Genomic DNA, 23,910 nt, shown 5'->3' on the forward strand with positions numbered 1-23,910 from the left:
AAACAATCTACATTGAAGAATAAGAAATTAATTTTCTTTTGTATCCTTCTTGCTGTTATAGCTGGAGGGATCATTTATTGGACCAATTACAAGAATAAATTATTACATGGTGGTATCAGAAAAATGGTTTTAGAGCAATCAAACGGATTGTACAAAATAAAATCGGATACTATAGTACTTGATGAAATTGAAGGGTTTCTGAGCATTACGAATCTTTCTCTCAAGTCTGATTCATTGGTTTATGATACTATTACACTTAGTCATCAACAGCCTTCGGTATTAACTAATCTCCTGATTCCGAATCTGACGATACGGGGTGTAAAAACACCAAAAGCATTATTGAGTCAGGAAATTGAAGGTTCGGCTGTTGTGATCGAATCTCCTACTATAGAGTTGTTGATTACCGGAAGTGCGAGCGATACTGTGGTTCAAATGTCATACAACCAGGTTTATCGCCAGATACTCGGTAATTTTAAACATATTAAAGTAGATAGTCTTCTGATCAATAATGCTGTTTTACTGACGCGTGATTTACATGGAAAAAACTATAAACATCAATTAGATAGTGTAGACATCCATTTATTCGATATTCAGATTGATAGTTTAAATAATCAGGATACTTCCCGTTTTCTTTTTGCAAAAGACATGCATTTATTTACCAAAGAAATAAAAATCTTAAGTGGTAATGCTTTATACAGATATGTAATTAAGAATGTGATGCTAAGTACTTTTGAGCAGAAGCTGAATGTGGAACAGTTTTCTATCAACCCGTTACAGGGTGAAGCTGCTTTTATGAAAAATTTCAAGTATCAGCAAGACCGTTTTGATATTGATATGTTCAATATTGAACTTAAACAATTGAATATTCCAAGGTTCATTTCTGAAGAAATTGATGCGCAGGAAATGCAGGTAGGAAAGAGTAGTTTTAAAATCTACAGAGATATGACTTATCCGCGGGCGCAGGTATCTAAAGTTGGTAACTATCCGCATCAGATGCTGATGAACGAATTACCTTTCAGGCTCTTTATCCGGAAAGCCATTTTTAAAAACAGTTTTATTGAATATAAAGAACGTGCTGAAAGTTCTGGGGAGGCAGGGCATGTACAGTTCAAAGAAGCAGGGGCAACGATTGATTATCTGACTAATATTAAAGAAATGCTTCCTTCTTCAGGTATTATGACTTTAGATTTCCACTCTAAATTTTTAGGCCAGATTCCTTTGACTGCTACTTTACAATTTTACAATGCATCGAAGGATGGTAAATGGAGTGCAAAAGGACATCTGAGAACATTAGATGCTAAAATAGTGAATCAATTGACCGAGCCCATGGGGTTAGCAAGGGTAGAAGACGGTGTAATTAATAGTCTGACATTTAATTTAACGGGCAATGATTATCGTGCTCGTGGAGATGTATTGATTTTATACAAAGATTTGCAGGTTTCTCTATTGAAACAGAATGATAATAATGATCTTGAACGAAAAAAGTTTATTTCATGGATTGCTAATCTGAAACTAAAATCAAATAATCCTAAAAAAGAAGGCCGGGAACCACGGCATGGAAAAGTCAACTATGAAAGAGATATTCATCGTTCCTATTTCGCACTGCTGTGGAAATCAATCTTCGAAGGTATTAAACAATGTGTAGGGTTCTAGAATGGATAACCGATACCCAGGTTTAGAATCAGATTATCTCTGCGCCATTGTTTGTCGCCCAGATCAATGGTGTTGAATATCCAGCGTTTTCCGTCTTCCAGCCATGGTTTCCTTACAGGGAAGGCCACGTCTAATCGTAATACCAGTATACTAACGTCGATTCTGATACCAACACCTGTACCGATCGCCAATTCGCGGAGAAAATTTTTCGTAAAGTTGGCGCCCGGTTTCTCAGGATTGTCTCTATATAGCCAGATATTACCTGCATCAACAAATACAGCACCATGTATAACACTGAAAAGTTTTGCTCTTAACTCCGTATTGAACTCCAGCTTAATATCTCCCGATTGGTCAGGAAATAATTCATATTGAGTACCGTCATAGGTACCCGGACCTATAGAACGTGTTCTGAAAGCTCTGATACTGTTATTACCACCTATAAAGAATTGTTTGATGAAAGGAACTTCTCTTGAATTGCCATAAGGTAATGCACCACCCAGAATAATACGGTTTGCAAGAATGGTATTTTCGCTCAGTTTTCTATAATATCGGAAATCTGCCTCCAGCTTTACGTATTGTGCATATGCATTGCCGAAAATAGTATGTGGATTGTCAAAACTATTTCCTCTGCCGAAAAGAGCACCGAATAAATTACCGGAAACATCCGCAGTGCCGCTGAAGTAGAAAGTATTAGTTTTGAAACCGTCAATTGCCTGATTATACGTATAGTTGTAAGTAGAGCCTAATACAAACTGGCGTTCGATATTCTTTCTAAGTGTATATACTGTATCTGCTGCAGCCTGGTATTCCGGACTTACCGAAGATGGTAGTACATAGTTAATACTAATTGGGTTTAACTGGTGTTCTTTATAAATGTTTTCCTTCCAGTTATAACCGTAGCTCGTTCTGAATGAGCTAAGCGTATAAAGTTTTTCTTTTCGCAGGAAATCATAAGCCAGCATGATATTCGTTTTGGGTACGAATGCGCTACTGGTATTGAATTTAAAAAAAGGTACAATTACTCTCGGAATGGATAAGCTTGTCTCCAACCCGCCTCTGTAAGTATTATATCCTTTCAAACGTGATCCGTATTGAACCTCGGCACCACCCAAGGCTGAAATGGTTAACAGCTCACCTCCTTTAAACGTGTTTCTATTGCGCCACGAAAGACTTAATTGCGACCCCACCAGGTTATTTGATTTGGTAGTACCGTTTAATTCTAAACGCAATGATTTTTTGGGCATAGGCGTAAGGTAGTAATACGTATTCAGACGTGCCTGAGCATAATTACTATCAATAACAAATCTGTTTTTTACGAATTTAAATATTCCCAGATTGATTAGCCTGTTGAGTGATAAGTTATGATCGTTTCTGCTGTAAACATCACCGCTTTCAAACTGTAAGGTCTGATCAAAAATTCTGGGTTTATAATTTCTGGTTCGGTCAATAATTGTAATACCATTATATAATACCGCATTTTTGGTGCTGGTGTCACTGTATCCGGTATTCAGTCTATAGTCTGAGTAAACATAGGTATCTTTAATGGTATACATTTGTTTTGCTTCGGTAGGAGTCGTCGGTTTTATTTTTAAGAAATAATTCACCTGACGGTTGCCGATCGAACTATCTACATCAATGCTTAAATATTCAGGGTTGAAAAAGAAAAATCCATTCTGTTTAAGATATGCATCAATTCTTTCTCTTTCTGTTTTAATTCTATCCAGACTATATGCCTCTCCTTTTCTTAAAATGGAACCGTATTGAGCCTGTTGTACAGATAATCCAATGAACGATTCGTCTGTTTCATATACTACTTCATTAATAGAATAAGGTTTGCCGGCTGCAACCGTATATACTGCTGTTGCTTTTTTGCCTTTAATGACTGTATCGGCGGTAGTTGTTACATCAAAGAATCCGTTATTTTCGAGGTAGTTGTCAAGAATAGCAGTATTATAATCGAGATTGACCTGATTGAGTAATACCGGTGCTTCTCCGAATTTGTATTTTAATCTTCCTGCGAGTGATTTTTCTTTTTTAGGATTTCCTGCAAAATTATATGCATACAAACGTAACCGCATGCCCAATGTTTTTCTATTAGGCAGCGGGCGCGTTAATGATGTTAGTTCATCTTCAAGTTTTGATCTGCTTTTTTTAGAGATTGAATCATTCTCTATATTTACTTTAGCACCAAGATATAAATATTGTCCCTCTTGTAAGTACTTAGTATTACTACAAGCTGCTAAAAGCGCCAATAAAATAATATGTATACTAACTTTAAGGAATTTCATTTTCGTTTTCCTGTTTTTGCATTAAACGATCTTTGATCTCATTTAAACGTCTTTCTCTTCTTCTTTGACTTTCAAATACCTGTCTGAAGCGGTTGTAGTCTACTGTTAATATAAATCCGACACCTGTTTCAACGATATAACCTTCCAGTACACCTTCATATTTATTTTTTCTATAAGCCCGCAGCATATAGCGTCCGTCTTTGCTAAGACGGTAATCTAATGCTACGTTATCGGCCAGTGTGGTAGTTTGACCGCCTTGTGCCGGTCCTTCTAATTCAAAGTTCGAGCCAATGGTAACAGTTAACCGGTCGTTTAATAATTGTTTTGACAAGGCAACATTTAAATCGGTTCTGTTGGCTTTTGCACCGGTGGTATAATCTTCTGTACTTTGCAGATCAAAGTTTATATCTACTCCCTGAATCAGATTGCCTGCCAGGTTATTTAACTGATCTGATAATAGTTTACTTACACTTTTACGGGCAAGTCCTTCCGCTGAAAGTCCGGCATTACCGGTTGCGAATGGATTTTCAGCCACGAATCTTCCGAGTAATAATAAGGCAAATACCTGTTTATTCATTTCTGCAGGCTCCTGTCTTACCTGAGCCAGCTTATTATTAGTGGTTTCTATCACTTCTTTTCCTACGGTATAGTTTCCATTTTCCGGTAGAATAATGTCGAAAGTGATGGTTGGTTTCATTAACTGGTCTTTCATTTTAAGGTGTACTTCGAAAGGAAGCCTTTGGCGATAAGTATTTTTAACAGCAGCATCCACACCACTCAATTGATTTTCTACCAGGTCGATCGGACCGGTGTTGGCAATATAAACGGCTGTAATATCAACTTCGGCCATAGTAGGTTCTCCCTGCCAGGTGATAGTACTTCCTTTTTGAATATTGAAAGACCTTTTCAGGAAGTTGAAGGAAAGATTGTAAGAACCTTTTTCCAGTTCGTAAGTACCGGTCATGGTAATTTTTCCGGAAGGGTCAATGCCGCCAGTTAAATTAGCCGAGCCCTGAACTGTTAACATATCTCCGTTGCCTTCGTCAATAATAACGTTGAGAACAGCTTCTTTCATTACGGTTATATTCACATTGATGTCGAAGTCTCTCACGCTGGCTTCGTTTAATGAATCATAGCGATTCGCGAAGAGTGTATCTTCTGCGCTGGCATTCGGATCGATAAAGTTTACAATACCATCCCTGTCCTGAATAGACGGATCTTCCTGCGGAAGTATAAAAGTAAAGTCAGTTTTGTTATTAACCTGTAAGGTTCCGTCTACCACAGGGCTCATCTCCGTTCCACTTATATTCAACCGGGTATTAAAGAATACTTTTCCAAAAAAGATATCACCGAGTTCCCTGGTTTTATTCATTAACTGGAAGTTGTCGGCGTTCAGCGTCATGTCAAACCGGTAGTTAGTAAAGTTTTGCGTTAATGCGTCACCGTCTATTACCATAGTTTGCCCTGAAGAATCTTTTATTTTAAACTGGCTGAAATGTACTCCACGTTCGTCGAGGGTAATGGCTTCGTTTTCCATTTTCAGCAAACTGTTAATCGGATAAGGAGCAATTACTGCATTCTGGAAATTGATTTTCCCATTTACTTTCGGGGCTGCAGCAGAGCCGGTGATTTTGGCCTGTCCGTTCATTTCTCCCGATGCCTGTTTGATGTAGCCCATTGCCAGTTTTTCAATTGTTTTCATGGGTAAATGTGCAATGTTTAATTGCAGGTTCATCGGGTTAGAAACATTCTCTCCTATATCGTAGGTTCCTTTAACAGTTAAATCGTTACCGAACTCTTTTAAACTAAGGTCTACATTAAAAACGTTTGGTGTCTGGTTCAGGATATTGGCCTGTAAAGTGCCGACTGTATCCTTATTCATCATGAAGTTTTTTATTTCCAGTTCGCTTTGGAGCTTCATATCCTGCATCAGGTCATGAACGGTTGCGTATCCATTGATTACACCGTCCATTTGTAAAGAATCCAGTTGAATTAAACGCGTAAGGGTGGCAATACGGAAATCTTTAAAGCTGGCCGTTAAAGGATATCCCGCCGCCGAACTGTCACTTTGTAATTTCAATTCCTGGTCTTTGTCAGAGAGAATAAAGTTAGAAGCCAACACTTTACTGCTATCGTAATAAAGTCTGTTACCCGGGTTAAGATTCCATTTAGCATAGTTTAATAAAAGCGAATCCGGATTGAGTGAAATGGCATATGCTCCGGATTGCGGTTGAAATACATTTGCCGACAACCGGTATTTCAGTTCATTTTTTTCATCATTGATATTGAGATGTACATCTAACTCATTGTCGTGAGCAGACGCCTGTAAACGTGTGGCATTTAAGGTTACTCCGCCGGCTTTCAATTCCTGAATACGTATATATCCATTCAGGGTGCTGGTATCTCTGGTAGTAGCAAAGAACCTGAAGTCTTTTACAGAGTTATTGCCATAGATGAGTTTAGGAATCTCAGAATAAACCCTTATCCCGTTTTCATGATCTCCCCAGATTCTGAGTTCAATACTGTCAAGTCCTCTTAAATCAGGTAAGAAATCAACAATACTTTTATGTTTGTAAACATCAATGTCTAAATGAAAATCGTAAGGTTCATTAATGACAACGGTATCGCTATAGCCTGTATTAAAGTATTTGTTTGCTTCTCTTTGTAAAATCGCATTCATCTGCGTTAATTCAAAATGCCCCCAGGCATTGGCATACATGAACGGAGTATACAGTTGAATCACTTCACCGGTGTCGGTTTGTAGCGCGTTTAACTGAATACTATCTACCTGTAATCTGTTTTCGTTGTACACCAGAATAGATTGTACTACTTTCAGATTTCCTTCTAAGCTATCGGGATTAGTGTTGGCAAAATCGCCTACAATTTTTCCGCGATAGATGATGGTGTCGGTGGTAAGATTAAGCTCATGTGTTTTAATACTGTCGATCATGGCATCGATCGACAACGACGGATATTCGTTACTCAGATCTCCTTTGGCGGTCAGATTTAAATGTATCGGATCGTTTTGAATATTTGCCGTCAGATCTATTTGTAAAGAGTCGATTATTCCGTTTAATTGAAGGTTTTTATAAGTATAGTTCTGATAAGTAACACTATCAATAGTAATATTTGCTGCTGATGTCAGTTTCTCGAAAACATAACCCTGGCCTTTGAGTGTTGCATGTGTTGATAAACCGCCTACTTCAGGCATACCTATGATTTTTCCGACCAATACATTTTGTGATAATAACTGAAGGTCGTACTGCATGCGCAAGCTATCGGTAAAGTGTGCAAGGGTTCCGTTGAGTACAACATCGCCATCAGTTGTATTGATATTAATATTGGTGTACAGTTCTTCGGTAGTTCCGCGGATTACCCCGTCAGCAGCAATTACATTCGGAAGAGAAAAACTATCCGGTAATGTTTTTTCCGGTAAGAGTGACAGAATATCCTGATTGGTGGTATATAATTCTTTTAATTGAATGTTGGCACTGAGCTGATCAGGGTTAAACATGTTTACGACTCTTCCGGAAAGATCAACGCGGGTATTTTGCCAGCCAGAAACTTTAAAGTGAGAGATATTTAAATCGTTTAATAAACCTTTTAACTGTGCGTCAACTTTCAGGATCGCAGAACGGTTTGCGAAACCGGGCTGCTCTGCCAGAAAAGGTGCAAACATAAGAATATCTCTGATGGCAATTTGTGAACGTCGAAGATTGATATCTACAAATAAGCGTCCGGGTTGATCAGCGATCAGATCAAGACTTGGATATTTGATGGCAGCCGCATCTCTCAAAATTGTATGGGGTGTAGCAATATACAGGTCTTTTAAATAAGCTTCTTTGTCAGAATAGAGAAACGTTACTTCGAGTGATTTTAAATCCAACCCGCTTTTCTCTTTCATACTTCCTTTTGAAATCTCACCCATAATGGTGTCATTCGCAAAATAGAAGTCTTCCAGTGTCAGGTTAAGTTGTCTGGCATCTATATGCGAATAATCCATTCCTTCTTTTACAGGTGTAGAAGCCTGTTGGTCAAATTTTATATTACTGTTTTCGATTCTAAGTTCTTTGGTAAGAATTTTCCATGAAGCAGCAGTAGAATCTTCTATTACAACCGGTGCGGGTGCTGCCGGTGTGGTGGGAGACAAGGTTACGTAAGCATTCGCTTCATCCAGTAATACGTCGTTAATATCGATGATTGCCTGCCCGAGGTCAAAACGGTTGATGGTTGTTTCAAAGGCTTTTAACTGAATACCTGTTTCAAAACCCGAAGGAATACTTTTAAACAGGAAATCAGTATTTTTCAATTCAATATTTTTAAGCAGCAGAGCGATAGGAGCGGAGGTAGTTGTATCCGGTTCGCTGATTACAAGCGGTTCTTTCATAATAAAGGAGCCCTTTAAGCCATCGAGCTCAATTACAGGAATATCAATTACCAGTGAAGGCGAAATGCCGAGCTGATTGGCATTCAGTGCCAGTTTAGAGAACAGCACATCGGCAAAATTACCCGTTACATCGTCGTGATATTTTACATTAAAGTTTTTAAGATATACATCTTTCAGGTTAAATACCATTGCTGAAGTGTCGGTAGACTGAACTTCTGCAGGCATACTTTCCGAATCAGCCTTTGCAAACGAGTCGATAATAAACTGGAAATTAAAAGCAGTATCCGGTAAAACTCTGTAAACTCTTGCGGTTACATCCTCCCAGCTGATATCATTTACCTGATATTGCCCTTTGATGAGTTTCCACATATCCATGTTTACAGAAAGTTTTCCTGAATAAACGAGGGTGTCTTTTTGTTTATCTTCTATATAAAGTTTTTCTAATACGACTGATTTAGGAAAATCTATATATAGTTTTTGTATTGATACTTTGGTATCTAATTTTTTAGTGAGCCAGTTTTGGGCCTTACCTACAATGAAGTTTTGTACGGGCGCTGTTTGAATGAGCAGTAGAATAAGAATAACGAATAGTAACAGGAAAAGGGTGGATTTCCATAAAATCCTCCATACCTTTCGTGCTATTTTTTTGCTTTTTGATTCCTCCACTTAAAAAACTTTTTGGGCGCTGCCAAATTATAAGCAAGGCAAATGCCAATAAATAGTTTACCGGTACTTGGGGGCTATGTAGATATATTCCCCCACATTATTGTGTTTTGATTAAAGACGCTACGATCTTATCAATAGGTAAATTTACAGTATTGCTATTAAAATCGGTCCAGGGAACCCATCTTATTGACTCAATTTGCTGAGTGGCTTCATATATTTTGAGCTGGTCAGGTGAGAAGTCAAACGGAGCGGTTTTTATGGGAATTTTTATGGGTTCCAGTGCTTTTACTTTATAGTAGATGGAAATAATCTGGTGCATAGGGTTAAATGCACTTTGCTGGTAAAAGTCGGTGGTATATAAATGATCCTGAACTTCTATTTTCAGCTGAACTTCTTCCATAAATTCTCTCATCAGGCAGTCGCGGGTGCCTTCTCCCATTTCGAGCCCACCGCCGGGGAACTTAGTAAAGCGGTGACCACGTATAATTTCATCCGAAACCAGAATATCGTTCTGTTCGTTTTGCAGAATACCGTATACACGTATGGTGAATTGGGAAGGAAGCATTACTAGAAAATTTTAGAGCGGAGGAAAAACCATCCCACTAACAGCGACACCAGTAAACTACCTAAAATCGGGATGAAAAAAGAACCGGCTTCGTGTTGGAAGGGGATCGGAACGTTCATTCCGTAAATACTGGCAACCAATACAGGGAAACTTAATACGATAGTAATTACGGATAATCTTTTCAATACCTCGTTCTGATTATTAGCGATAATGCTGGCAAATGCATCAAGGGAGGAGCTGAGGATATTGGTGTAGATATTCGCCATCTCCAATGCCTGGGAATTATCAACAATTAAATCGCTCAGGAATTCGCGTTCTTCTTCATTTAAGCCTAAAAAATTGGTTCTTTCCATTTTCATCAGTAACATTTCGTTTGAGCGTAATGCAGTAACGAAATATACGAGGCTTTTCTGGATACGCATTAGCTGTAACAATTGCTCATTTCTGTTAGCAGCGTATAATTTTTGTTCGAGAATATTTCTGCGTTGATTAATTTCTTTCAGGTATTCCATATAGGTATGAATAATCTTTTCTATGATTTTCAACACCATCATTTTTCTGTTATCGGGATGCCTGTTTTGAAATGTATTCAGAAACTTTTTGATAGCACCGTTTTCAAAAGAGTTAACGGTAACAATCTGCTTGTGGGTTAAAATGACGCAGATCGGAATCGTAATATAATATGCATCTGACTCATTAAAGGAATTGTTTTCGGTAGGAGTTTTGATTACAATAAGCTTTACATTGTCTTCTGTTTCAAAACGCGAACGTTCGTCAATATCGAGCGAGTCGGTTAAAAAGTCTAACGGAATATCCAATTCTTCAGATAACTCTGAGAATTCTTCTTGTTTCAGTGGTGGAGAAACGTTTACCCACACATCGTTTTCGGGACGGTCGATAGCCACCGTTTGTTTATCAATATTTCTGAAATACTGTATCATATTTCCGCCTTAAATAATTTGATTGGCTAAATTTAAATGTACATTTCCTTCAAACACTAAACTTGCGGGTCCTGTAAGCCAGATATCAGAAATAGTACCGTCCTGGTGACGGTGAAAAGATACTTGTAATACTCCCCCTTTTGTAGAAACCTGTATACTATGTTGCCCAACTGTAGCGGCATGAGTAATGGCACAGGCTGTAACGCCGGTACCGCAGGATAATGTTTCATCCTCTACGCCTCTTTCATAAGTTCTTACTTTGATAGCGTGCGGATTGATATTTTCTATAAAGTTTACGTTAATTCCTTCCGGAAAATCATCGCTGTAACGAATTGATTTGCCAATATTATAAACATCTACCGAGTGGATATCACTTACGTAACGAACGTAGTGAGGGCTGCCGGTGTTTAATACCGCGTTTCCATCGTGAACAGATTGTTGTGAAACACCCGACATTTTAAGAGAAACGATGCCTTTATCATCAATCGATGCTTCGTGTTCGCCGTCAACTGCAATAAAATGGTATTTATCTCTGATGATACCGCAATCGTAAGCAAATTTTACCAGACTTCTTCCTCCGTTGCCACACATACTGCCTTCTTTTCCGTCGGCATTGTAATATTTCATGGCAAAGTCATATCTGGGATGTTCATTCAATAACATCAAACCATCGGCACCTACTCCAAAATGACGATTACAAAGAAAGTGCACTTCTTTTTCCGTTAATTCGTCGTAGAGACCGGTGCGATTGTCTAAAATCACAAAATCGTTTCCTGTTCCCTGATATTTATAAAAGTGACAAACCATGCTGATCAATTATATAACAAAAGTAGTTTTGTTTAATCAATATTTGCTATGATCGGCAGTGCTTTTTGTATTAAACTTTCAACAGCTTTTTGTCCGTCACCGGAAAATGTTTTATTCACTCTGTTGGCAACAATTGCATTCAACGCTAAACACTGATGTCCTAATAGCTTACCCAGCCCATAAATAGCTGAAGTTTCCATTTCAAAGTTGGTGATTTTATAATTCCCAAACTGAAAGGTGGTTAATTTATCTACCAGTAAAGGGTTTTTTAGCCCGAGCCTTAGAATTCTGCCTTGCGGGCCATAAAATCCCGGACAAGTTACTGTAATTCCCTGATGGAACCCTTCTACAAAGTTTTTTAGTAAGTGTACTCCTGCACTGCTGATATAAGGTAAGCCGTGGCCGGAGTGGAGTTGTGTATGTGTAAAAAAGCTTTGCAGTATAGCATTTTCTTCTTCATTTTGCTCTAAACGATAAAAGTTAAGGAGGTTATCAAGTCCTAACCCGTGTGTAGAAGCCACAAAACTATCTACAGGAATATCGGCTTGCAAAGCACCAGAGGTTCCCAGGCGGATAATATTTAAGGACGAAAGTACCGGTTTAATGGTTCTGCTTTCAAAATCGATGTTTTTCAGTGCATCCAGTTCGTTGATAACAATGTCGATATTATCAGGCCCGATACCGGTTGATACCACAGAAATTCTTTTTTTTCCGATATAGCCGGTGTGGGTGATAAATTCGCGGTGCTGCAAACGATGTTCAACCGAATCGAAATATTTACTTACCATGGCCACACGGTCGGGATCTCCCACTGTTAATACGGTATCTGCCAGTTCTTCGGGACGCACATCCAGGTGATAGATCGCTCCTCTCTTGTTGATAATCAATTCAGAGTCCAGGATTTTTTGCATAAAAAAAAACGATTTAATTTTATTTTTTCGGGATAAATATACTACTTTTGCAAACCCCGATCCGATGAAATATTCGTTAAGGGCTGTGTTAAGGTACCGTGGCCGAGTGGCTAGGCTGAGGTCTGCAAAACCTCCTACAGCAGTTCGAATCTGCTCGGTACCTCCAAAACCCCGAATCACTCAGTGATTCGGGGTTTTTTGTTGCCCGTCCTGTTATTGTCTGATACAGAATACCCCGAATTCAACTTTTCTAAAAAAGTTTTTGTAAGTTGAGTCATCTTCCATTTTAAAACCTGGTTATGTCTTGCCAAGAAGTGAATGATTATATTCAGCAATTTCCTCCGAAACAACGCCGGCTGTTAAAAGAAATCCGTGCTGCGATTCGTCAGGTAGTACCGGATACTACACAAGAGAAAATCAGTTACGGAATTCCTACCTTTCATCTGAAGAAAAATATTATTCACTACGCGGGCTATACCAATCATTTGGGTATGTATCCCATTCCGAAAGGTGATGAAGCTTTTCAAACAGCTGTAGAGCCCTACGTAAAAGGAAAAGGTACACTTCACTTTTCGTTGGAGGAAGAATTACCCGTGAAACTTATTAAAGCAGTCGTACTCTGGCGCATGAAGGAATTAAATATTTCTGCTTTTGCCACAAATGAGTTTTCGTTTTTATCAGCTCCCGCACAACGTGCATTGGAAAATGCAAAAATTAAAAACCTGAAAACATTGTCAAGCTATACTTACGAAGAAATTGCCGCCTTACACGGTATTGGAGCAAGTGCGTTAAGGGCTCTGGAAGTGAAAATGGAAGAACAGCAACTCAAATTTAAATAATTAGAAATTAGGAATCAAGCGTCAGCAATTCTTAATTTTTAATATTAATTCTTACTTGATTTTCAGATACGCTTATCTTTGCGACATGAAATATTCTCAAATAATAGGTGCTATTCTTTGCCTGGTAATAATCGGTTTGTGTTTTACCAACTGGACGTATCATCCGGACCTGGATAAATATTTTACAGGTTATTTTTCAGAAGAAAATGTATACGGTAAGCCGGCTATTCTGATTAACTTTTTTTCAGGGTTGGCATTTATCTGTTTTTTGATTCCGAGAATCTGGGCAAAAAGATTGAATATGGCCATCTGTTCTATCTTACTGGCATTTGTTATTAAAACCTTTATTTTATTCGGTGGATGTTATAAAGGTATCTGTCCGGAAAGAGAATGGGGGCTTTGGGCTTTGCTGCTGGTAAGCATAACTATGCTGATAACTACTTTTTTGCCAGATATGAAATTGAAAACCAATAAGTAAGAGATATTTGGAAAAGATCGGAATATTTCGTATCTTTTTAAGATAAGCATTAATGAATTCAGAAATGATCTCCCGGTAAACTCCTGGTTCGGGAGATCTTTTTTTATGATCACTCCACCTGAAAAACTACATTTGATAACGGTAAGTGATCTGCAAGCCTTGCAAAAAGATTCCATTGAAGTCAATCAAAATTCCCATACAGGTTTTTAGCGAAGGATATGAACCCGATATTCTCGTGGCCCGGGCCAATGATATTCCTACAGTAGACCTGAAACATGTTCAGCATGCTCACCGGCATAATAAGCATGCGTTTTTTTTGTTGTTGGAAGGAAAGGCTATCATGGAAGTGGATTTTGAATCAATAGAAATGACAGGCCCGTCACTGATTTATATTCACCCCAGTCAGGTACACCGGGCAATGACATATGACAGCAGCAATGCTTATTTTTTAGGAATATCAAGTGATTGTATACACCCGCATTATTTAACCTCGCTTGAACAGGAAATATTACCGGCACCGGTACTGCTGCCGGTTAGGGAGGTGATTATATTACTGGAGCAAACTATTTCATTGTGTTATGAAATGATACAGCGAAGCGAAAGCAAATTGTTGGTAAAGGATTTTGCGAATGCTTTTATCGGCCTGGTACAGGCGCAATATGTAGCGGAGTCTGCCCGAAAAAATAGCCGTTCCAGATACGCTGCTGTTTATAAACAGTTTAATGTGTTGTTAGAAAACAACTTTACTATCCTGAGAACCGCCTCTGATTATGCTGCTCAGCTGAATATTTCGCCCAATTATCTGAATGAGTGTTTAAAAAATGCTACAGGTCAAACTCCTTCCGAACTAATACAACAAAGAATCGTTCTTGAAGCCAAGCGACTACTTCATCATAGTGATTTATCGGTGAAAGAAATTGCGTTACAGTTAGGTTTTGACGACCATAGTTATTTTTCGCGGGTATTTAAGAAAATAACTACAGAAGCACCATTGTCATATAGAGCAAAAAACCGTGAATAGTCCTGCTTTTACCCTTTTAGAGTCTTGATTACATTGCTGAATGTGATCAATTTTACAATTGTTACCAAAAACAATTGTATGCCCAGAATAGCAAAATGGTTAGGCGATACGATCGAGAACCTTTTAGATTCAAAGTTTCCCTTATTAACGGTTATAGATGTACGGAATATTACAGATTCAATAAAAAGAATAACTTTTCAAGGAGAACCGGAAGTATCTGCTTTTAGTATAGGCAGTGCTGTTTTAATAAGAGTGAGTGATACTGAATACAGAAATTATACTCCGTCAGCTTATGATGCTGTGAAAGGAGTAATGGAGATTATCGTACATGTTCATGGAAGTGGCCCGGGAAGTAAGCTGATGAATCATTTACGACCGGGAGATGTACTCAGAACCAGTATTCCCAGAGGAATTGGTTGGTATCGTGAAACGGTACCTGCTTATATTTTATGGGGTGATGAAACATCGCTGGGATTGGCTTATTCTTATCATAGCCGGTTTGTTCAGCAAGGAAATGCTTTTCATTATTATTTTGAACTGAATGAAGAGAACAGGGAGGCACCTGCTCATTTAGGATTATCAAATTACACTGTATTTAAAAAAGGTACCGTTTTTAATAATCCTGCGTTGCTCAATGAATTACCGGTATGGGGTTTTCCGGAAAATGAAACGACTTATGTTGTTACGGGTAATGTAAAGGCTGTACAAACTATACGGAAAGTGATTAAGACAATGGATAAGAAAGGCCGGATACTATCGAAAGGGTTTTGGCTGGAGGGAAAAACCGGTTTATAAAAATCCGGTTATCACCAGGGTGATAACCGGATTTAATTTTAGGCTAATACCTGTAAAGCGTCTTTTATAATTGCCACAGCTTCGTGAATTTGCTGTTCTGTTATAATTAGTGGTGGGGCGAATCTTATTTTGTCGCCATGGGTAGGTTTGGCCAGTAAGCCACGGTCTTTCATTGCCATACATAATTCCATCGCTGCGTCTTTGTTCGGATGTTGAATAACGATAGCACAAAGCAATCCTTTCCCTCTTACAATACTGATATGAGGTGATTGCAGTTTATTGAGTTCTGTTCTGAGTAACAGACCCATTTTTTCAGCATTGTCAGCCATTTTTTCATCCTGCAATACCTGTAATGCTGCAATAGCAGTGCGGCAGGCGATGGGGTTGCCTCCATAAGTGCTTCCATGTTCACCGGGTTTTATGGTGAGCATGATAGCGTCATCTGCTAAAACTGCTGAAACCGGTAACATACCTCCACTCAAGGCTTTACCCAGCAATAAAATATCAGGACGAACATTTTCATGATCACAGGCCAGTAGTTTACCGGTTCTGCATAATCCTGTTTGAATTTCATCAGCAATAAACAATACATTCGCTTGTTTACATAATGCCGCTGCCTGGGCGAGGTAACCTTCATCGGGTACTACAACACCAGCTTCTCCTTGTATTGGCTCTACAAGAAACCCTGCTACGGAAGGGTCTTGCAATGCAGTTCTTAATGCTTCAATATTATTATAGGCAATTACTTCAAAGCCGGGCATATATGGGCCGAAGTCTGCATAAGAACCGGGATCGGTACTAAAGGAAATGACGGTGCTGGTTCTTCCATGAAAATTTTCAGCACAAACGATGATCTTTGCTTTTCCTTCCTGAATGCCTTTTACTTTGTATCCCCACCGACGGCATAATTTGATGCCGGTTTCAACTGCTTCTACTCCGGTATTCATCGGTAAAACTTTGTCATAGCCAAATAACGCCGTTATGTATTTCTCATACTCACCTAAAGCGTCATTATAGAAAGCTCTGGAGGTAAGTGCTAAAGTTTGTGCCTGCTCAATAAATGCTTTTACAATAGCAGGGTGATTGTGCCCCTGGTTTACTGCAGAATAACCACTTAAAAAGTCAAAATATTTTTTACCGTCAACATCCCAGAGGTGTACGCCTGCGCCTTTGTTCAAAACCACCGGAAGTGGATGATAATTGTGTGCTCCATGTCGATCTTCCAGATCTAAAAAATATTGTGTTTGGGCAGATAGGCCCTGTAAAGTCTTTTCCATTACAGTAAGATTAATGTATAATGCAAACAGGTGGAAGTAAAATTCCATCCTTTGATTTCAATAATATATAGTGATTGGATTGAGTAGTGTATACTCAAAAAATATCAGTAAGGGTTGACATTAGTGATTCAGCAGATCGAGATTCTGCTGGAGAAAGGGTAATATGTATGTAATGTTGCTCACTTAAACAAATATAATAAAAAAAAGTGAATAATGAAAGGGAAAGCGGCGGCTAGTGACTGGAAAGGCAGCTAATCCATGTGAGTCAGTTTTTCGTAAATATATATAGAACGGAAGGCATGCCGGGGATTTTAGATCCGTTTAGATGTTTTTACACTTAAACGCATCGAACTGGGGTTTATCGTGATGGCTCGTTAAATACCGCTTAGAGGGATTGACAGGAGCTGCGGGATATAAATCAACAGTATAAGGGTAACGAAAAAGTAACACTATAAAGGTGGAGGAGGAGTTTAGTGTTATATAAATAGAAGGGCAATGAATCTATGAGCAGATTACTCATAGAATTTTATTGCTGTATGCTACTACCAATGGGTATTGTGTAGTGGAATTGTTGTGCTTGCAGGTGAAACGGGTTACCGGCTTTTCGGTGTCTGGTGAATCAGTTAGATCTCTACCGGGCTTTTGAAGATGTTACTTAGTAAGTAGCCAGGTGGGTAGCAAAACTTTTAAAAGGAGATAAATCAATAGATTGTTTTGACGGGAAGATACCGAAACAGGCCGATCCGGAGCCGGAAAGTGCTGCATACAATGCTCCTTGTTCGTAAAGCTGGTCTTTTATCATTTTAGTCACCGGATGGGCATTGAATACAGGCTCTTCAAACTGATTGAAGAGTACTTTGCGCCATTCATCTACAGCATACGTTGGTAACAAAGCCAGGTCAAAACCGGCGGGTTGTGGTTTGATTTGCTGGAATGCCCAAGGCGTTGAAATGTGTATGCCCGGGTGAACTACCAGAATCTGATAGCCGTTGAGTGATAGCTCTATAGCGGTTAAAACGTCGCCTCTGCCCTTAGCCAGGCAAGGTGTGTTTTTAATAAAAAATGCACAATCGCTTCCGATCCGGGCTGCGAAATCAATTAATTGCTCATCAGTTAATTGTAATCGGAACTGATTATTTAACAAACGTAAGGTAAAGGCAGCGTCGGAGGACCCTCCGCCTAAGCCTGCGCCCATCGGAATATTTTTCAATAAGTGAATATCTACTGAAGGTATCTGAAATTGCTGGTGTAAAATATTCCAGGCTTTAAAACAGAGGTTTTGTTCGGGGGTACTGTCTATCGGCAAACCGTAACTGCAAAAGGTTGTTTGACCATTAGTTTCAATGGTTTCTAACGCATCATTCCATTGAATAGGAAAAAAGATCGTTTCAAGATTATGAAAACCATCTGCTCTTTTTTCTACAATATGTAGTCCTAAATTGATTTTAGCATTAGGAAAAGCGATCATGCCTTATTTATTTTTACGGCTGTTGATTTCATCGCGGATGGCAATGGCGCGTACATAGTCTTCCTGTTCCAATACTTCATTGAGTAATGTATGCAGTTCTTCGATGCTTAAACGTTCCAGATTGCTTCTTTCGCTATGTTCCTGTACCGGTGTTGAAGTAGTAGAAGAAGTTTCCTGCGGCTTTGGCTGCGTATCTTCCATTAGAATACCGGCATTATCTAATATATGATCAAAAGTATAGATAGGGCAATTAAAACGAACGGCCAATGCGAGGGCATCAGAGGTTCTGGAGTCGATTTCGATCGTTTCTGAGTCGCTTTCACAAATCAGACTGGAGTAGAAGATACCTTCTTTCAGGTCACTGATCACGATTTCTTTCAATTCGATATTGAAAGCTACCATAAAGTTTTTCATCAGGTCATGGGTCAAAGGACGTGAAGGATCCATTTTTTCCAACGCAACAGCAATCGCCTGCGCTTCAAAGCCTCCGATAACGATAGGAAGGCGGCGTAAGCCATTCAATTCACCCAATACCACTGCGTAGGAGTGGGTTTGGGTAATGCTGTGCGACAATGCAACTATCTCCAATTCTATTTTCTTCATAACTAAACCACGAAACTAAAAAATTTTTTCCAAAAAAAAAGAATGCGGTAACGAATACCGCATTCTAAACAGGTTTTTTTATAGAAAAACTCAATTAGCGATTTTTAAAAGCTTCGATTAATTTCGGAACTACCTCAAATGCATCTCCCACAATGCCATAATCGGCAGCTTTGAAGAAGGGTGCTTCCGGATCTTTATTGATCACAACAATCACTTTGCTTCTGTTTACACCGGCCAGGTGTTGAATAGCTCCTGAAATACCGATCGCGATATATAAATTAGGGGCTACCACTACGCCTGTTTGGCCAACGTGTTCGTGGTGCGGGCGCCAATGTTCATCGGCTACCGGACGGCTACAGGCCGTGGCTGCACCCAGTGTTTTAGCGAGATCCTCAATTAAATGCCAGTTCTCCGGTCCTTTCAAACCTCTACCGCCGCTTACAACGATATCGGCTTCTGTTAAAGGAACTTCACCTTCTACTTTATTTACCCCGGTAATTTTCACTTTTGCAGCCGGTAAACTGGCTGATAGTGCTTCTACCGTTGCTGTACCGCCAACTTCTGTTGCCTGGTAAGCATTTGGGTTCAGAGAAATGATTTTAACAGCAGAATGAACCGCTATGTTCGCAAAGGCTTTACCGGAAAAAACAGATTTCTTAACGACAAAACCGTTTGAAGTATCAGGTAGGGCTACAGCTCCAGACACTAATCCGGCTTTCAGTTTAGCCGAAAGGCGGGGAGCAATGGCTTTACCATCCACGTTATTTGAAAAAATAACAATCGTTGCACCAGCAGCTTCAACAGCCGCGGCAACAGCTTGTGTGTAAACCTGTGCATCGAAATGATTCAATGCAGCATCATTGATATGATAAATTTTCTGAACACCATATTGACCATAAGTAGCCAGCTCTTCCGACACATTACCCAACACTACTCCGTTTACTGCAACGCCCAGATTTTTAGCAACTGCAGCTCCATAGCTGATCACCTCTGCCGCTGCTTTTTTTACATGACCTTCGGCCTGATCTATAAAAACTAATACTGACATAATTTTATATTAAGGGTGAACAACTTAGATTACTTTAGCTTCTTCTTTTAATAGGCGAACCAACTCTGCAGGGTTTTCAGCATCAATTAATTTAACACCAGCTTTTGCAGGAGGCATTTCAAAGCTGGCAACAGAAGTTAAAGCTTCTATAGCAGCAGGCTCCACCACTTTCAGAGGTTTTGTTCTGGCTCCCATAATCCCTTTCATATTTGGAATACGTTGTTCTGCCATCCCTTTCTGGCAGCTCACTACCAGCGGTGTTGCAACTTCGTCTACTTCTTCACCACCCTCAATTTCGCGGGTAATGGTTGCTGTAGTACCACTTAATTCAAATTTGGTAGCTAAAGCTACATAAGGGGCTTCGATTAACTCGGCCACCATACCACCAACAGAAGAACCATTGTAGTCAATCGTTTCTTTACCGGTAAAGACCAGATCAAATTCACCCTCTTTTGCAATGTTAGCGATGTAACTGGCTATCTGAAAAGAATCTGCTTGTGCAGCATTTACACGAATAGCTTCGTCTCCACCTAATGCTAGTGCTTTTCTGATAATAGGGTCAGCATCTGCTCCGCCCACTGTAACCAAAGAAATTCCGATAGAAGGATCTTTTTCTTTCAATTCAATAGCACGTACTAATGCATACCATTCGTCATAAGGATTAATAATCCATTGTACTCCAGCTTCAGCGAATTTCGTATTGTTATCGGTGAAAGCTATTTTTGCCGTAGTATCAGGCGTTTTGCTGATGCATACCAAAATTTTCATTGGCAATAAGTTTTTGATATCTAATTGAAGGTTGTTTATGCAACCAGTGTATATACAAATATAAGTATCACAAATATAATTCCGAAAAATATTAGAAATTAAATTGTGGATAAGATGGAGAGAATTCTTAAAATACAGGAGTTTTTAGAAAAAAATCCGAACGACAGTTTTTTGAAACATGCGCTGGGATTAGAATACAAGAAAATTGAAGCATATGACAAAGCGCTGACAACCTGGGAAGACCTGCTGCAAAACGATCCGCAATATGTCGGAACTTATTATCATATTGCACATTTATTGCTGGAAATGGGGCAACAGGAAAAAGCAATCGCTTATTTTGAGAAAGGAATGGAAGTAGCCAAACAGGCCAACGACCGCCATGCATATAGTGAACTCAGAGCCGCGTATGATGACTTGATGTACTAATATGAATGAAGAATGAAGAATGTAGAATGAAGAGTTAAGGATGTAAAATTGAAAATGCGGTGAAAGCTATTCATTAATGGTAAAAAGCAGCATGAAACTAAAAGCCGGTTATGTTAGAAAAGTTTATTAAAAATATCGAAAAATCAGGCCTTAATAATGGTAATCGAATATTGATTGCCGTTAGTGGAGGGGTGGATAGTGTTGTTTTAACACGGCTTGCCGTTCAATATTTTTCAAATGTGTGTATTGCGCACTGTAATTTTCAGTTGAGAGGTGAAGAAAGTAAAAGAGATGAGCAATTTGTACGGAATCTTGCAAAAGAGCTCAATGTGCCTTTTTACATTATTTCTTTTGAAACGGAAGCTTTTGCAGAAAAAGAAAAAATCACTATTCAGGAAGCTGCCCGTACGTTGCGTTATAAATGGTTTAATGAAATTCTGGAAGGAAACCATTTACCGGAACAAGGGCATGCTCATCAAACAGGTCATCCGCAGTTTTTATTGACAGCGCATCATGCCGATGATCAGATTGAAACTTTTTTTATTCATCTGAACAGAGGTAGCGGTTTGAGAGGGTTAAAAGGCATTCTGGTTAAGAATGGAAAAATTATTCGTCCTTTCCTCAGTATTTCAAAACAGGAAATTGTTGAATCTGCTAACAATAATAACTGGCGTTTTGTAGAAGACAGCTCCAATGAAAGTGATAAGTATTCAAGAAACTATTTCAGACATCATATTCTGCCTGCCATTGAAACAAAGTTTCCGAAGTTTGGAAATTCTTTATTACGCAATATTGATTTACTACAGGGTGGTTTTGTATTGTATGAAATGAAATTGAGAGAATTAATGAATAATCTTGTAGAGTACAGAAATAATGAAGTGCATATTCCTGTACGTAAATTACAAAAGTTACCCGCATTTGAAACCGTTTTATGGGAAGTAGTAGCTACTTATGGATTTTCTTCAGCACAGCTAAATGATATACTGCATCTGTTAAATGCACAGACAGGTAAATACGTAGAAAGTGAATCTCATCAAATCTTTAAACACCGTGAGTGGTTGATCATTGTAGCGAAACAATCATCAGACCATCACCATTATGTAATAGATAAGGAAGGTGCTTATACTTTTGCAGAAGGTACCTTATTGTTAAAAAAGCAACATGAAGTAAACGAAGCTGTATCCGGTTCTTTGTCGGTGCAATTGGATGCAACGAAGGTGGAGTTTCCGCTTCTTTTAAGAAAATGGCGCGAAGGTGATTATTTTTATCCGCTCGGTTTGGGAAAGAAAAAGAAAGTGGCGAGATTTTGTATAGATCAGAAAATGTCGAAGACCGATAAAGAAAAAGTGTGGGTATTGGAAATGAACCAGAAAATAGTTTGGGTGATAGGCTTACGGATCGACGACCGGTTTAAACTATCACCCAATACAAAAGATATATTAAGTCTTGATTTTAAAAAGAATTAATCCAGTTACGGATATTGTATACAAAAGCTTCCAACAGCGGGTAGGAGCTGAATACGTAAGTTGCAGCGATAATGAACCCGATGCCGAACAGGCTTCCGAAGAGATGGGCGGAGTGATTGATGCGATCACCGCCTCTTTTATCAAGATAAGAAGAGATGAGCAGGTATACGAAGCCGAAGATGAATCCCGGAATAGTAAAAAACGGTAATAATATAATACCAATTTTTCCTAAAGGGTTAAACATGATCGAGGCAAACACTACGGCCGAAACTGCTCCGGATGCGCCCAGCGACCGGTAGTATGAATTATTTTTATGTTTCAGGTAAGTTGGTAAAATACTGAAGAATAAAGCTGATATATACAATAACAGATAAACCCACACTCCGTTTTCATTAAAAACCTCTTTTAAATAGAGTTCCAAAGCAGAACCGAATGAGTAAAGGGCGATCATATTAAAGGCCAGGTGAACATAATCTCCGTGAATTAAACCAGATGTAAAAAAACGGTACCATTGTTTGTTCTGATGAATGGCCGGAGGATAAAAAATAAGATCATTCATCACTTTTTCATTACTAAAGGCAGTTAAAGAAGCTATTACAGTGATAATTACAATAATTAAGGTGATACTTAGCGTCATGATATTAAATATGATGGTATTTTTCGTTTTTGATAATCGTGCAGGCGCGGTAAACCTGCTCTGCCAAAATTAATCTAACTAATTGATGTGGAAAAGTCAATGGTGATAATGACCACTTTGCATTCGCTCTTAGCATCACCGTTTCGTCAATGCCAAAAGCCCCTCCTATTAAAAAGATGATATTTTTTTGCGACTCGTTGGCCCGGGTTTGTAAAAATTGAGCCAATTGTTCTGAGCTGTAAAGTTTTCCGCGCTCATCCAAGGCTACGAGATAATCCTCTTTCTGCAAATTTGCCAGAATCAGTTCCCCTTCTTTCTTTTTTAATTCCTGAACCGATAACTGAGCAGCATTTTTGGGCGGAGAAATTATTTTCCACTCCGTCGGAAAATATTTCTGAAGGCGGCCCGAAAACTCCGTAACCCCTTCATTGACATAGAAGTCATTTTTTTTACCCACTGACCAGAACTGTATTTTCATAACATAAAAGTACGGCTTTTACCTTTTCCGTTCTATTACCCTTAAAGTTTTGTTAACGAAAAAGCTGGAGTCTAATGGGTTTTGTTAACGCCGATGATTCAGGTCAATAAAAATCAATGATAATCTTTTAAAAAATAGATATATATCAATTTTTAACTGAAAAGTATAGGCGAAGTTCAATCAGTAAACATTGATTAGGTAAAATGTTATTAAAATAATCTATTGAAAATCAATTGTTATTTAACAAAATGAAATCGTTTGACCTTTAACGGTTGTTGTAAAAATACAATGAGCGGTTGCGGGTGAACGAAAGTCACATAAATGCCCGGCAAGCAATATAGTCAGTCTATCTTTCCCCTGTTTTTCGGTTACAGGTTTCATCTCTGAT

Annotated in this window: 20 protein-coding genes and 1 tRNA gene; 8 read left to right on the plus strand and 13 right to left on the minus strand. The window is 38.8% G+C overall.

Features of this window, described 5'->3' with window-relative positions; all coding sequences use genetic code 11:
- Positions 1-12: 12 nt before the first annotated feature.
- The gene (locus D9O48_RS14970; RefSeq protein ID WP_126973793.1) at positions 13-1,653 is read left to right on the plus strand and encodes a hypothetical protein; all 1,641 of its coding nucleotides are present in this window, start codon (positions 13-15) and stop codon (positions 1,651-1,653) included.
- Here D9O48_RS14970 and tamL read toward each other — a convergent pair.
- From tamL to D9O48_RS15000, 6 genes are all read right to left on the minus strand, one after another.
- Positions 1,650-3,941 (minus strand): translocation and assembly module lipoprotein TamL, encoded by a 2,292-nt coding sequence (gene tamL / locus D9O48_RS14975; protein ID WP_126973794.1) that lies wholly within the window; start codon positions 3,939-3,941, stop codon positions 1,650-1,652. The two genes, D9O48_RS14970 and tamL, sit on opposite strands and share 4 nt — an antisense overlap.
- Entirely contained in the window at positions 3,928-8,994 is a 5,067-nt protein-coding gene (locus tag D9O48_RS14980; RefSeq protein ID WP_126973795.1) for a translocation/assembly module TamB domain-containing protein, read from the minus strand. Before D9O48_RS14980 ends, tamL begins: the two co-directional genes overlap by 14 nt.
- Before the next feature lie 97 nt (positions 8,995-9,091).
- Positions 9,092-9,559, minus strand: coding sequence for an NUDIX hydrolase (locus D9O48_RS14985; protein ID WP_126973796.1), 468 nt, complete (start codon positions 9,557-9,559; stop codon positions 9,092-9,094).
- A 2-nt stretch (positions 9,560-9,561) separates the two neighbouring features.
- Positions 9,562-10,500: a magnesium transporter CorA family protein gene (locus D9O48_RS14990; protein ID WP_126973797.1), complete on the minus strand. Its 939-nt coding sequence runs from the start codon at positions 10,498-10,500 to the stop codon at positions 9,562-9,564.
- A gap of 9 nt (positions 10,501-10,509) precedes the next feature.
- Entirely contained in the window at positions 10,510-11,307 is a 798-nt protein-coding gene (gene dapF / locus D9O48_RS14995) for a diaminopimelate epimerase (RefSeq protein ID WP_126973798.1), read from the minus strand.
- 32 nt (positions 11,308-11,339) lie between these two features.
- Positions 11,340-12,218 (minus strand): nucleoside phosphorylase, encoded by an 879-nt coding sequence (locus tag D9O48_RS15000; protein WP_126973799.1) that lies wholly within the window; start codon positions 12,216-12,218, stop codon positions 11,340-11,342.
- A gap of 92 nt (positions 12,219-12,310) precedes the next feature.
- Between D9O48_RS15000 and D9O48_RS15005 the strand changes: the two genes are divergently transcribed.
- The 5 genes from D9O48_RS15005 (at position 12,311) to D9O48_RS15025 (ending at position 15,351) form a co-directional block, all read left to right on the plus strand.
- Positions 12,311-12,384 (plus strand) — tRNA-Cys (locus D9O48_RS15005).
- Positions 12,385-12,517: 133 nt separating this feature from the next.
- Positions 12,518-13,057, plus strand: a complete 540-nt coding sequence (locus D9O48_RS15010) for a DUF1801 domain-containing protein (RefSeq protein WP_126973800.1) — start codon at positions 12,518-12,520, stop codon at positions 13,055-13,057.
- Positions 13,058-13,142: 85 nt separating this feature from the next.
- A complete protein-coding gene (locus D9O48_RS15015; RefSeq protein WP_126973801.1) occupies positions 13,143-13,535 on the plus strand; it encodes a hypothetical protein in 393 nt (130 codons plus the stop codon).
- A 175-nt stretch (positions 13,536-13,710) separates the two neighbouring features.
- Positions 13,711-14,556, plus strand: a complete 846-nt coding sequence (locus D9O48_RS15020) for a helix-turn-helix domain-containing protein (protein ID WP_126973802.1) — start codon at positions 13,711-13,713, stop codon at positions 14,554-14,556.
- A gap of 78 nt (positions 14,557-14,634) precedes the next feature.
- On the plus strand, positions 14,635-15,351 hold the full coding sequence (locus D9O48_RS15025; protein ID WP_126973803.1) for a siderophore-interacting protein: 717 nt from the start codon (positions 14,635-14,637) through the stop codon (positions 15,349-15,351).
- A 38-nt stretch (positions 15,352-15,389) separates the two neighbouring features.
- Here D9O48_RS15025 and rocD read toward each other — a convergent pair whose 3' ends face one another.
- The 5 genes from rocD to D9O48_RS15050 all read right to left on the minus strand — a co-directional run bounded on the left by rocD (position 15,390) and on the right by D9O48_RS15050 (position 20,515).
- On the minus strand, positions 15,390-16,628 hold the full coding sequence (rocD, locus tag D9O48_RS15030; RefSeq protein ID WP_126973804.1) for an ornithine--oxo-acid transaminase: 1,239 nt from the start codon (positions 16,626-16,628) through the stop codon (positions 15,390-15,392).
- Between the two features lie 655 nt (positions 16,629-17,283).
- Entirely contained in the window at positions 17,284-18,096 is an 813-nt protein-coding gene (gene ispE, locus D9O48_RS15035; RefSeq protein WP_126973805.1) for a 4-(cytidine 5'-diphospho)-2-C-methyl-D-erythritol kinase, read from the minus strand.
- Between the two features lie 3 nt (positions 18,097-18,099).
- Complete coding sequence (locus tag D9O48_RS15040; RefSeq protein ID WP_126973806.1) at positions 18,100-18,699, minus strand: bifunctional nuclease family protein; 600 nt, start codon at positions 18,697-18,699, stop codon at positions 18,100-18,102.
- 94 nt (positions 18,700-18,793) lie between these two features.
- Positions 18,794-19,747 (minus strand): electron transfer flavoprotein subunit alpha/FixB family protein, encoded by a 954-nt coding sequence (locus tag D9O48_RS15045; RefSeq protein WP_126973807.1) that lies wholly within the window; start codon positions 19,745-19,747, stop codon positions 18,794-18,796.
- Positions 19,748-19,771: 24 nt separating this feature from the next.
- Positions 19,772-20,515, minus strand: a complete 744-nt coding sequence (locus tag D9O48_RS15050) for an electron transfer flavoprotein subunit beta/FixA family protein (protein ID WP_126973808.1) — start codon at positions 20,513-20,515, stop codon at positions 19,772-19,774.
- A gap of 114 nt (positions 20,516-20,629) precedes the next feature.
- Here D9O48_RS15050 and D9O48_RS15055 point away from each other — a divergent pair, with 114 nt between their 5' ends.
- Positions 20,630-20,941, plus strand: a complete 312-nt coding sequence (locus tag D9O48_RS15055; RefSeq protein ID WP_126973809.1) for a tetratricopeptide repeat protein — start codon at positions 20,630-20,632, stop codon at positions 20,939-20,941.
- Positions 20,942-21,051: 110 nt separating this feature from the next.
- The gene (gene tilS / locus D9O48_RS15060) at positions 21,052-22,407 is read left to right on the plus strand and encodes a tRNA lysidine(34) synthetase TilS (RefSeq protein ID WP_126973810.1); all 1,356 of its coding nucleotides are present in this window, start codon (positions 21,052-21,054) and stop codon (positions 22,405-22,407) included.
- Here tilS and D9O48_RS15065 read toward each other — a convergent pair.
- Entirely contained in the window at positions 22,394-23,044 is a 651-nt protein-coding gene (locus D9O48_RS15065; protein ID WP_126973811.1) for a rhomboid family intramembrane serine protease, read from the minus strand. The genes tilS and D9O48_RS15065 overlap by 14 nt on opposite strands.
- Before the next feature lie 4 nt (positions 23,045-23,048).
- Complete coding sequence (rlmH, locus tag D9O48_RS15070; RefSeq protein WP_126973812.1) at positions 23,049-23,522, minus strand: 23S rRNA (pseudouridine(1915)-N(3))-methyltransferase RlmH; 474 nt, start codon at positions 23,520-23,522, stop codon at positions 23,049-23,051.
- Positions 23,523-23,910: the final 388 nt, after the last annotated feature.

Origin of the sequence: Gynurincola endophyticus, assembly GCF_003991195.1 — a bacterium.
Taxonomy (GTDB): domain Bacteria; phylum Bacteroidota; class Bacteroidia; order Chitinophagales; family Chitinophagaceae; genus Gynurincola; species Gynurincola endophyticus.